This window comes from Bacillus sp. LR_5 (assembly GCF_042709275.1).
Map to the genome: position 1 here is coordinate 46811 of NZ_JAVAXX010000013.1, position 13774 is coordinate 60584.

A 13774-nucleotide genomic window follows, 5' to 3' on the forward strand; every position below is an offset into this window, starting at 1 on the left:
AGAAAATAATGTATGCTTTCCCATGCTTTTTAAAAGTTCAGTTCAATAGAATGGATCATGTTATCATCTTCCGCGGTGCTGCCGTTTAATTCGATATGTTCGATTTGAATACTTGGCTGTTGGCTGATAGCGGATAAGATGTGTAAATAGTCTTTTGACAAAGCTTCGATTCTGCTTTTCTTAAATAGTTTCTTCGAATATTCGAACAGACCGTGATGTTTGTCTTGACCTGTCTGAATCGACAAGGTGAGATCGAATTTTGCAACTGTATGATGAAGCTTATAAGGCGTAAATCGAAGGGAATCAAGCGTTAATTCAGCCTGATCAAGATTTTGCAGCACAAACATCGTATCGAACAAAGGGTTGCGGCTTGAATCTTTTGGAAGATGTACATGTTGGATCAATTCTTCCAATGGATAGTCTTGATTTTGATAGGCATTTAGCATGTTTTCCTTCACTTCGTTTAAGTAATCCTCGAATGTTTTACGGCCTGCTGGGTGATTGCGAATGACTAAGGTATTGACAAACATTCCCACAACAGACTCTACATCCATATGACTTCGGCCGGCGACCGGGGTACCTACGACGATATCTTCCTGTCCGCTGTATTTGGATAAAAGAATCATATAAGCTGCCATTAAAATCATATACAATGTTGTTCCTGTAGCTTCTTCCATTTGACTTAAGCGCTGTTTTAATTCTGTCGGTATAAGAAATTCAAATGATTCGCCTTCGTAATTGCGTATGGCAGGTCTCTCGTAATCCGTTGGCATATCCAATACAGGAATCTCATCATGAAAATGATTGAGCCAATACGCTTCCTGTTTTTTGATGTTTTTCCTTTGAGTTTCCGTTTGCTGCCAAACCGCATAGTCCTTATATTGAATGGGAAGCGGATCCGGTTCGTTTCCCTCATAAAATTGGTTTAAATCTTTCATCAAAATGTTCATAGACACGCCATCGGAAATGATGTGATGCATATCGACCAGCAGCACATGCTTTTCAGGTGTAAGTTCAATCAGTCCGACTCGCATTAACGGCGGCTTGGTTAAATCAAACGATTTGATAAAATCAAGCACACGGTCTTCCACTTCCTCTTCTCTCGCTTGAATCTGTTCTATTGTAAATTCAACGCTTGGATGAATTCGCTGTGCCGGTTCGCCTTCGTATAGTTCAAAGCTGGTCCGCAAAACTTCATGACGTTCAATTAATTTTTGAAAAGCAGCCGTCAATCGGTCTAAATCAATAGCCCCTTCTACACTCATGGCGCCCGTCATATTGTACGTCAGCTCGCCTCCTTCTGCATGACTTAACAAATACATCCGTTTCTGTGCCGAAGAAACCGGATAATAGGACATTTCCTGTGCAGACGGAATTGATACATATCGAATTTTCTCCATGCGTAACGCCATGTTAGCCAACTGTTCAATAGTAGGAAACTTAAATATGTCTTTTACAGACAGATTGACATCCAGTTCTTTGTGGATTCTGGCAGCTAAGGCCGTCGCTCGTATGGAATTTCCTCCAAGATCGAAGAAATTATGCTTGATCCCCACACGGTGTATTCCGAGCACCTCTTGCCATAAGGCTGCAAGCTTAGATTCAACCTCATTGCCTGGCGGTACATATTCAGCTATCTGCTCTAAACTTACCTCTGGTGCAGGCAGTGCTTTACGATTTATTTTCCCGTTGGACGTTAACGGTAATTGCTCAAGTTGGACATAATGGGACGGAATCATGTAGTCCGGGAGCTCCTGTGATAATTGTTCTCTAATCTCCGCAATTGTTATAGGTTTATTGCTCACATAATACGCACACAATTGTTGTAAGCCATCCTCTTCTTCTCTGGCTATAACTACAGCCTTTTGGACCGCTTCCACTTTATGCATGGCAGCTTCAACTTCACCAAGTTCAATTCGATGTCCTCGGATTTTGACTTGTTCATCGATTCGGCCTAAATATATGAGATTTCCATCACGTAATCGTTTTGCCAAGTCCCCCGTTTTGTACATGATCGTTCCCGGAGCAAACGGGTTGTGAACGAACTTCTCTGCTGTTAAACCCGGACGATTCCAGTATCCTCTGGCTACACCGGCTCCACTGATATACATTTCACCCGGTACGCCAATCGGAACCAAGTTCATGCTGGCATCCAACACATAAATGCTCGTATTGGCGGCCGGTGTGCCTATTGGCACAAATTCTCGCCTGTCACGTTCAGCGTCGTACCGATAAATCATACATCCGACGACCGCTTCTGTCGGCCCGTATTCATTGAATATGTCCAGTTGGCCTTTAAACTGCTCACTGATACTTTGGGCAAGACGGGTGCTTAAATTTTCTCCGCCGACAATCATTTTCCGAACTGTTGTTCCCTCTGCTATATTCATTTCTTTAAGCACATGCAAATGCGCCGGCGTCAATTTGATGATATCTATTCTCGGATCCTGCATAATTGTTGATAGCACCGCACTTTTGTCTTCGCCATCATAGACAATAATGGTATTTCCTGTGATCAGCGGTGTGAAAATCGACGTCACCGTTAGGTCAAAAGAGACGGACGAGTATAAAGGGAAGTTGGTTTTCTCATCATTCACATAAACCTCTTTCGCCCATCCAATATAATTGGCTAACCCTCGGTGCTCAATGAGTACACCTTTCGGGTTCCCTGTGGAGCCAGATGTATAGATCATGTAAGCCAAATCATTTGCACCGCAGATCGGTTCAAGATTGGAACGATCCTCATGATATGAGCTTTCCTCATCCAAAAGCACAACGTCAGCATCAAGCGTTAAGTGTTTATGCAAATCGAGCTGTGTCAAAACGATCTTAGCCTCTGAATCCTTCAGCATATACTGTATCCGGTCCTCAGGATACTCCGGATCAATTGGCACATATGCTCCGCCGGCTTTTAGAACAGCCAAAATCCCAACAATCAGCTCGATGCGATGCGGGCAGATGATGGCAACGAACTGATCCGCTTGAACACCCTTTTTTCTTAACGTTCGCGCCAATTGGTTTGCCCGCTCATTTAGCTGTCTATACGTGCACCGCTCATTGCCGAATATAACGGCTTCATAATCAGGCCGCTGTTCTGCTTGCTTTTCAAACCATTGACATACTGTGTCGCTGTGCGAAAGCGGCGTCTCTGTGTCATTACACTCCATCAGAAGCTGGTGCCTCTCGATGTCAGAAAGCATAGGAACGGAAGACAAGGATTTCTCCGGCTCCTTAACAAGGCTGTCTAAAATACGGGTGTAGTGCCTTATGATTTGCTCCACCGTTTCTTGTTCAAACTGGTTTGGATTAAAATCGAAATGAATATCTAACTGTTGTCCTGCATCCTCGATCGTTAACATCAAATCATATAAAGAGACTCCGGGATTACGTTCTTTTACCCTAAATGTACACCTATCTTGATGAATCTCTTGGAATTCAATATTTTGATACACGAACATTGTGTTAAACAGTGACTTACCCGTTGTTTCCCGTTGTACGTTTAATTTTTCTACTAGCCAGTCAAACGGATAATCCTGGTTTTCGAAAGCATCAAGCGTTTGCCGTTTTACTTCCTCCAAATAATCCGTAAACCTTTTATTAGCCTGTGGTTTCGTGCGAATCCCCATGGTTTGAATGAATATACCGATCATGCTTTCGATATTCGGGTGATTTCTTCCGGAAACAGGCGTGCCTACGACGATATCTTCTTGGCCCGTATATTTGTGAAGCAGCACATTGTAAGCAGCCAGAAGCACCATATAAAGAGTCGTTCCCGTCTGTTGCGACATTTCTTGAAGCGAACGGATTAAACTCGACTGCAAGGAGCAGGTCACACGCTGTCCTTCGGAAGACCATTCCATCGCTCTTGAACCGTCTGCCGGCAGTTGAAGGACAGGAACTTCTTCCTTGAATTGCTCGAGCCAGTATGTTTCCTGCTGCTCCATGACCTCTCCGATTAACAGCTGGTTTTGCCACTCTGCGAAGTCTTTATATTCAAATTTAATTTCCGGTAATGGGTTACCGTGATAAAAAGCGAACAATTCATTTGTAAGTATGCTCATGGAATAGCCGTCGGAAATGATATGATGCATATCGATGAGCAATTCAGCCTGTTCATTATCGATCTTGATCAGCTCCGCACGAACCAAAGGAGCTAGTTCCAGACGGAAAGGTTGTACAAACCCATCTGCGTAGGCTTCAAATTCTTCACGGTCCATCGAATGGACACGAACGTTAAAACCAAGCTCGCCAGCAATCTGCTGCACAATTTCACCATCTATGATGTGAAAAGAAGTGCGAAACGCTTCATGCCGCTTCATGACCTGTTGAAGGGATGCGATCAAGGCTTTTTCATCGTACTTCCCTATAATCGATATTTGGCCAAACATGTTTTGTGAAACTTGATTCGGTTCCATTTGATGGAGGAAATATACTCTTTGCTGAGCTGGAGATGTCCGGTAAAAGACTTTCTGCTCAACAGGCTTCATTGGGGGATACTTGACATTCTTTTCACCCCGGATGACATTCGCCAACTCCTTAACAGTCTGATGGCTGAAGAATTGCCCTATAGATACCTTTTGATTAAATGTTTGCTGAATCTTAGAAAGCATAAGTGTCGCCTTTAGCGAGTTTCCTCCCAGAGACAGAAAGTGGTCAGATCTGCCCACTTTCTCCAGGCCGAGAAGCTCCGCCCAAATCTGCGCAATTTGCCGTTCTGTTTCATTTTCTGGCTCTTCATAAACGGCACGAACACCCTTATGGTCTAATGTTGAAGAGATACGCAGCTGATGATCGGCATACAGCTCAAGCAAGTCGAATTGATCTTCCTCGGAAAACATGATTAAGGCATCAAGAGGAGCCGAGTCTCCCTCAACCATTTTTTTCAGCAAGTTTACAAAGCCCGCTCCCCACTTGTTCATGATTTCCGGACTGATGACGTTCGTATTAAAATCGAAATCAAGAACATACTCTTGATCCAGCTCCGTTACGTTAAGAAATAAATCGTATGAAATGCATTTTATAGGGTACGCAATGAGCTCAGCCTCCATCTGTCCGAAGTCAAGCTTTCGAAAAGGTCTGTCCAAATTAAAAATAATACGCATATCCGGCATTTGATCGTGCGGAAGCTGGCTGGCCACTAATGTCATCGGAACATCTTGATGTCGCATGACTTGATCCATGGTTTCCTTCATATGACCCAGATAATCGGCTAATGTGCTTTCTGAAGAAGTAGTGTTCTTCACGGGAACCATGTTGACACAATTTCCAATCAGCATATGTTGTTTCATATGCAATTGGCCTGCGGTTGGAATCCCAATTACAAGGCCATCCTGCTTGGTAAGCTGCTGCAAAAAAAGATGAAATGCTCCCAGAATAGTTACAAATACGCTATTTTTTATCCGAATGCTTAATGACTTTATCGCCTCGCTCAATGGACGGTCCAGTGTAACTGTATAGCGATCTCCCTCGTAACCATGCGGATAACGGGAAGAACTCATGCTGGGCAAGAATGCCTGCGGTATTGGTTCAGAGAGATGCTTCCGCCAATAACGAACTCCTTCTTCATAATGACCATTCTCTATCTGAGCTTGCTGCCAATCTAAATATTGGCGAAACGAAGCAACCTCATGAGATGGAAGCGGTCTTCCTTGTACGATGGCAGCGTACGTGCTCTCTAGCTCTTGTACAAAAACAGCGATCGACCAGCCATCGGCGATGATATGATGAAATGTCAGCACTATCAGATGTTCGTCTTGATTCGACGTAAGCACATGAACTCTAAACAAGGGCTTCTGTTCCTGGAAATGAAACGGGCGCTTGGCATCTTCCGTCAGCCATTTTTGAACCTCCGACTCTCGCTGTTCATTGGGGTAACCGGTAAAATCGATGACAGGAATTTCAACATTTATTCGAGCCTGCACTTGCTGTACTTCGTCATCGACATGAATGACCGTGCGTAAAGCGTCATGGCGTTTTACAATATTTCGCACCGCTTGTTCTAACAGCGTATGCTGCACCGCCCCTTTCACTTTGAGCATAATAGATTGATTCAATGCCGCAGAAGCATCATTCCCATACTGGGATACTACAGCCAATTGTTTTTGTTCAGGAGAAAGCTCGTATGTTTCGGGTTCTTTATGGCCTCCTTCATCAGGAGAATTCGGCCCTTCTGGAATAAATCCGCCGCGGCGAAGATCTTTCACCGTTTCTTGAACGGCTTGAATGATATAAGCAATATCATCCGAAGTATGAGCCGTAGACAAGAAGCAGTTGCGTCCTTCCCAAACATAGACTCCTTTATAATTGAGATGGTAAAAGAACAAATCATTATCAACCGAAGAGACAAACCGGAATAAGGAACCAAATTGAACCATACGAATGGGCACTTGCGATTGTTCAAAATAGGAATTCAATTGATCAACCAAGTAGGCTGTCTTTTGATTTAACCGTTCATACAAAGTTTCTCCCTCGGCTTGAAGATGTCGAAGCACGGCTAATGACATTCTCATCGTAAGCGGGTGAGTATTAAAGGTGCCCGCTACAAACGTGCGTTTTGCCTCATCCGTTGGATAGGAGTCGTCTCCATACTGCCATGTTCCGCCATCGATCGTATTCATGAACTCAGATTTTCCGGCAACAATACCTAGAGGCTGGCCGCCGCCGATGATTTTCCCATAAGTGACCAAATCGGCTTGAATGTCGAACCATTCCTGCGCGCCGCCGAGACCGATCCGAAATCCTGTAATAATTTCATCCATAATCAGGGCTGTTCCGGATTGCTGTGTGATTGCCCGTAGTTCTTTCAAAAATGATTCCGGCTGCAAATCCGGCCTGCGGCTTTGTACCGGTTCCACCAGGACGGCTGCCAATTCATTTCCCAAATTGCGAATCACGTCCAATGAATCAGGATTGTTGTAATGCAAAATAATCAAATCATTCATAAAGCTTTGCGGTATGCCCGGAGCCAGCGGATTCGCAGGCGCAGACCCGCCTTTTGTGTTGGCAACACCTAATACGCCGTCAAATGTGCCGTGATAAGAGCCCGCAAACACTACCACTTTCGTTCTTCCTGTTGCCGCTCTCGCCAAACGTAGGGCAACCATGACTGCTTCCGTGCCGGAATTATAGAAAGCGACCCTTTCAACTCCTGTGAATGCACGAATTCGATCCGCAACTTCTCCGGCAACATTCGACATCGGACCAAGCGGAGGCAATGCAGAATGTGTTGAATCAACGACAGTTTGAGTAATAAAGGACGGATGATGTCCAAAAAGGTTCACCCCAAATCCCATGGTGATATCGATATATTCGTTTCCATCAATATCCCACATTCTAGAACCTTCCGAACGTTCAGCGATGATCGGGTAAACCATTTCCTTCCAATAAGATCGGAAGCTGGACAAGTTGCGGTTATTGGCATGAGCAAATCGGGTTTCGTCCGTATATTGCTTGGAACCTTTCGTTTTGTCTACGTATTTTTCTATAAATGATTCTAAATATTGTCTTTGCTTCGGAGTATAGTTGACCTGTTCATTCAAGGTCTGACGCTGAAAAGGAACATAAGGTTTTGCTTCTTGAGCCGAATTCTTTTTTACAGTGACAGGTTTGGGAGAAAGGCTCGACTTATCTTGCGAAATCTCGTATTCTTTCGATACAGAATGGCTGTTGTTTCTCAACAAATTAAAGCTATCCAATTGAGCTTGTAAAGTTTGCTGGATTAATTGATTCTGTGAAGCAATAATTTTGTCCAACATATGCTCTTGATGTTCCAACTCGGGCTGTGCTTCTGAAATAACAAGCTCTTCCTGCGCCGTAACATTTTCTTGAGGTGGAGTGAATGCAGCTGATGGAACAGCCTCTGCCAAATAATCGACAACATTTTGAATGTTGTTCATCGTATCAAAAAAACGTTCCATCGGAATATCCACATTAAATTCATCTGCGATCGCTTTTTTGAACTGTGTCAGCATGATGGAATCCAATCCGAACCCGATAAAATGGGCATTCGAATCGATCTCATCCGCTCTGATTCCCGATGCATTGCTGATGACAGTCTTCAGAAAGGATTCAATATGCGTCTTCGTATGATTTATATCCAATGCTACTTCCCCTTTCTCTTTTCTTTCCTTGGCGCTTTCATGGACAGCCTCAACCCAACAGCGATTCCGTTCAAATGGATACAAAGGCAATGGCGTTTTTTGTACAACTTCATTGGAATAAACCGCTCGCCAGTCAATCACGGCTCTTTGCACATATAATTCCGCAATACGATTCAACCAAATGATTCGTTCATCCTTTGTGCAGGCCCGATGCTGCATGAGATCAGAGACTTGTTTACTCAGATCGTCTTTTTCGGCAGGCTGCATTTTCTTGATGTTTTTATAGCCAAAGTGTGCTTGGGGAAGATTTCTTTCGCCTTGAATCAAACTGGTCAGTTTATCTATTAATTCTTGTTTGCTGGATACAATCAGGGCTAAACAATAATCTAAATGAGCCCTTCCTGTACTGGCCGTATAGCAAATTGACCTCAATGATGATTGACTGTCATCCGAAATATATTGCCGATACTGATGAGCCAGTTCATATAGTGAAGCTTCAGTATGGGCGGATAACACAAATAAATGCGGATCATTCCCTTCCTCCGGTGCATACTTACTTTCAGGAGTATATTCTTCCAGTACTACGTGTGCATTCGTTCCGCTAAAACCGAATGAACTGATACCACCCCGCAGCGGTCGGTCTTCAGGTGTGAAATCCATCACTTCTTGATTCACATAAAATGGAGAAGAGTGAAATGGAATTAATGGATTCGGTTTATTAAAGTGAGCCAGCGGAGGGATTTTTTTGTGATTCAACATAAGGACAGATTTTATCAGTCCAACGATGCCTGCCGCTTCAAACAAATGACCAATGTTTGCTTTAACAGAGCCGATCGCACAAAACTGTTTCTTTTCCGTAACCTTCTCAAACGCTTTACAAAGACCGTTAAATTCAACAGGATCCCCGAGCTTGGTTCCGGTGCCGTGCGCTTCGATGAAAGACAGCGTTTCAGGAGTAATGCCAGCGTCTTTCCAGGCCATCTCAATCACCTCGGTCTGAGCTGCCGGGCTCGGTGCGGTGATTCCAACAGTTGTCCCGTCTTGATTCATCGCGCTTCCCTTGATCACACCATAAATATGATCTCCATCGCGAATCGCAGCCTGCAAAGGTTTCAACAGGACTGCTGCCACGCCTTCGCCAGAGCCTGTTCCGTCCGAATCCTCGCTGAACGTTTTCGTGAGCCCGTCGGAAGATTCCATATCGAGACCGATACGCATCGGTAATAGCGAAGTTCGAATACCCCCGGCAAGAGCCATTTCACAATCGCCTGTAAGCAATGCTTTACATGCCATATGAACAGCAACAAGTGATGAAGAGCAAGCTGTATCCACGGTAACCGCTGGCCCTTTCAAATTTAGAAAGTAAGCAATTCGGCTCGCCAACACCGAGGGAAGATTGCCCACAATATAATGATGAAGCTCCTCCGGATAATTCGCAGAAAGGAGACGTTCGTAATCGTAACCCACCTTCGAGTACCCTACATATACCCCGACATGACTCCCGCTAATGGTGTCGCCGGCATAGCCTGCATCTTCAATCGCATGCCATGCGGATTGCAAAAATAGCCTTTGATTGGGATCCATGAATTTTGCGGTTTTGGGAGCTAAACCAAAGAACGAATAATCAAAACGGTCGATTTCATCTAAATAGCCGCCCTTTACAAATTGTTTTTCATTAAATTCGCTTTGAATGGATCGTAAATAATCCATCGCATCTTTAACTCTTGGTGCAGGATATTCCCGAATGCCATGCTCGCCGTTTTCGAGCAGGTGCCAAAAATCACTCTTACCCGATGCTCCTGGAACATTGAGAGACATTCCAATAATGGCAATGTCTTTTGACGAGGAGCGGCTTGGCTTTGCTGTATCAGTTTGTTTGATTGCGGAATGGCTTTCGACAAGAAATGCCGCTAAATCAGCGATTGAAGGATACGTAAAGAGATCAGAAACTGTAAGCTCGCAACCAAACCTTTGTTCAATGCGTTCGGCAATTTGAGATAACTGTATTGAAGTTGCACCCATGTCAAAATATTGATCATTTAGGTGAATCTTTTTTCCATCCATCACTTCGGAAAAGATAGACAGCAATGCTGTTTCGATTTCATGAATAGGAGTCTGTACCGGTTCCGTCGAATGACTCTCCAGAAATTCCTTGATTTTGGTTGACTCTAGCGCAAATTTCCCCGACTCATACTGCTCAGCCAGCTCATAGCGTTTAACTTTCCCGCTTGTCGTTTTTGGCAGCTTTCGGATCGGCAGGACTTCTTTGATGCTCCATCCGCCTCGCTGGTACAAATGCTTTTTAATGTCTTTAACAAGTGGTGCAAACTGCTCCGCTGATTTTTTGTAAACAGCAAAAAGTACGATTTCTCTGCTTCGTGACTCTTGATCATATACACCGCAGGCTGCAACTCTTCCTAAATCAATGTCTTTCATCTCAAAGGCGACTCGTTCAATATCGTGGGGGTACACATTTTTTCCGTTCACAAAAATAATGTCTTTTTCCCTTCCGGTTACGACTAAATTACCTTTTCTAATGAAGCCAAGATCTCCCGTTTTCACCCATCCATCAGGAGTCAGCGCTCTGTTCGTACTTTCGGGGTTGTTATAATACCCTTGGGTTACATTCTCCCCCTTGATCTGGATATGACCGATAAATCCGTCTTCCAATCTCTCGTTTGCTTCATTACAGATTCGAATTTGGCAGTAATCAATAGGCTTTCCCACTTCGACGAATGAAGCACAATTTTGATCCTCTTTGCTTACTTCAACGGCTCTTTCACCTAGATTTAGATGATCGCGATGCAAATAAACAGGGACAAATTCTTCTCCAATTTTAGAGAATGTTGCGCCAACTGAAGCTTCAGCTAAACCGTAAACATTTAAGATGGCAGATCTTTTCATATTGAACGCTGCGCATCTGCTCAAAAATTCATCACATAACTCTGGCAATATAGGTTCTGCTCCGTTTGCAATGACCCTGATATGGGATAAATCCCAATCGTAACTTTTTTTGTCTTTCAAAAATTTAAGGAAGTAATTGTATCCAAAATTAGGTGACGATAGAATGCTGGCTTTATGTTCATGAGCTTTTTTCATCCAGAGAATAGGTCTTCGAATAAATAATTCTGTCGGCATTAAATTTTGATTGATGCCGGCCAAGGCAGGAACAAGGTGGCAAGCAATGAGCCCCATGTCATGGGTTAAGGGCATCCAAGATAAAAGAGTGTCTTTTAAGTCGATAGCCAGCGCATTCCGGATTGCACATGTATTATGTATTAAGTTATGATGGGTTAACATGACTCCTTTCGGGTCTCCTGTCGATCCGGAAGAAAATTGAATAAAGGCCAATTCATCGGCCTCAGGTTCATATAGCGAAGCGGGGTGGTCGTAGATTCGATCCTGAATGATGTCGGATTTCTCGATTAATTGATGATGGAAATCTTGTAAATCGTGATCAGCAGCAAATTTTTTCATTTTATCTAATACTGTTTCAGAGGCAATCAAGAATGGATTGTTTAAGATATTCCAAATGCGCCATACCTTTAGCTTGTGGTCATCATCTTCTCCGATACTGACGGGTACCGGAATCATTCCTCCTAATAAACAAGCCCAAAAAGCGACGACAAATGATTTGTTTTCTTGGATTTGAAACACAATTTCTTGCTTTGGCTGAATGCCGATATGTTGTAAGTAGCCAAGAAAACCTTGCGCCTCGTCAAACAATTGGCGATAAGAGACAAATGTCTCGATTTTATCGGATTCGATAAAACGGATCCCGCGATCTGATATATTGCTTCTTTCCCGAATAACATCGACTAAGGTTTGAAATTGACTGGTATACATAGGTCCCCTCCTGGGCAGCTTTATTTTAAAATCCGCAATTGTTCCCAAGTCGGAAGTTGTTTAGCCTCACAAATTAATTGGCATAAATGGATCGAATGTTCGAGTTCTTCTGCTGAAAGCTCTTCTTTTCTTTCCACTCTCTCTTTGAGCAGTTGTATTTGCGGAAATAATGGGGTCGTCAGGTTGGAATAGGTCTTTGCATCCTTGTTATAATTTCGCGCAATGATGGATTGAAGCATCATTTTATTCAATTGCTCCTTACGTAAATTAACAATATTTTCATTTCTTTCTGCAGAATCGGAAAGCAAATGCAAGTCAGATGTTTGACCAAAAGGGTAAGCTGCAATATGCTTCGTTATTTTTTTCAATAGACCGACCAAGACGTTCTTGGGACCCATTTCGATGACTTCCGTGACTCCATGCAAAAGCAAGTAGTGCATCGACTCCACCCATCTTACCGGCATAGTCATGTGCGATTGCAAATGTTCCCTGACCGAATGCCCATTATTATACGGAACCGCTGTAACATTCGAAATGATCGGCCATGCAGCATCTTGGAAAGAATATTGATTTAATGCAGTCTGGAATTGTTCAGACGCTGATCTCATCATTGAACTATGAAAAGGGGCGCTGACGTTCAAATAAGTGTGATTAGCCCCCATTCTCTCAGCTTTTTTAATGACCAATTCCACAGCCTGCCGATGTCCTGAGATGACATGCTGTTGATCCGAGTTCATGCATGCCACGCCTACTGGAAAGTCTTCCGTCGAAATTTCCGTACACAGGTCTTGCAGTGGTTGGATATTGATCTGTGTGATTGCGGCCATCGTGCCCAGTTGCTCAGGATCTGCATTTTGCATGAGTACCCCTCGCTGCCTTACAAGCTTAACGGCATCCTGAAAAGAAAGGACACCTGCACAGACAAGCGCTGAATATTCGCCCAAGCTGTGACCTGCCAAAAAGTGCGGTTTAATTCCTATTTCCTGCATATATACTTGATAAGCGATGACACTAACCGTTAAAATGGCAGGCTGGGCATTCATTGTCCTTGTCAATTCAGTCATATCGCCATCAAAACACAGCTTTTTTACATCCGTGGAGATGGCATCGCTTGCCTCTTCAAATAATCTCTTCGCCAGCACAAAATCATTCCAAAAACTTTTACCCATCCCAACAAACTGAGAACCTTGTCCCGGAAATAAAAAGGCAAGATTATTCATTAGCTCCCTCCAATCTTTTCGAACGGATATACGTCATATACTTTTTGTACCGTCATAGCATCATCATCACAAAACATGCATATGGGATCATTGTCATAATTGCAGCTAAATGGAAGCCTAACGATTAAACGTCTTTTTTTAGTTGATGCGTTTGTATGTCTCTGAGGGTGTTCAAGATTTGATTGTGTTTGATTATAGTTGAATAGCTCTAGGTGGAGGAAAACAAAAGCAAGGGTGAAAACCCGCGGCAGATAAAACTGCCAGGGGCGGACAAAGATGTCGTTGCAAATCGGCTCAAAAACTTTACTGAATTGAGCCACGCGACATATGGAGTATCTACTTTAGAAGCTATTGTTTGCGGAAGCTTGTCCTGCTAGTCTTGGGAGAGGCCTATAACTTACCACGCTAAAATGAGACCGGCTAAGGCGATACAGGTTTAACCATGGCTTGGGTAGTACATCTACAACTATGGATGCTGAAATCACCTGCAAAAAACACTGAAACAAACCAGCGAGTCGATAAACTGTACTTTCCTTTGGGCATAGGTTAAAGAATAAGGATGTTCGGCTCAATAATTCCCTCCAGTTCTAATAATAAGAGGTTAAGAAA

General features: G+C 43.5%; 2 protein-coding genes. Both read right to left on the reverse strand.

Annotated elements, in window-relative coordinates:
• Nucleotides 1–29: 29 nt before the first annotated feature.
• The gene (locus tag RAC86_RS05090; protein ID WP_072566357.1) at nucleotides 30–11945 is read right to left on the reverse strand and encodes a non-ribosomal peptide synthetase; all 11916 of its coding nucleotides are present in this window, start codon (nucleotides 11943–11945) and stop codon (nucleotides 30–32) included.
• A 20-nt stretch (nucleotides 11946–11965) separates the two neighbouring features.
• Entirely contained in the window at nucleotides 11966–13165 is a 1200-nt protein-coding gene (gene fabD / locus RAC86_RS05095) for an ACP S-malonyltransferase (RefSeq protein ID WP_072566358.1), read from the reverse strand.
• Nucleotides 13166–13774: the final 609 nt, after the last annotated feature.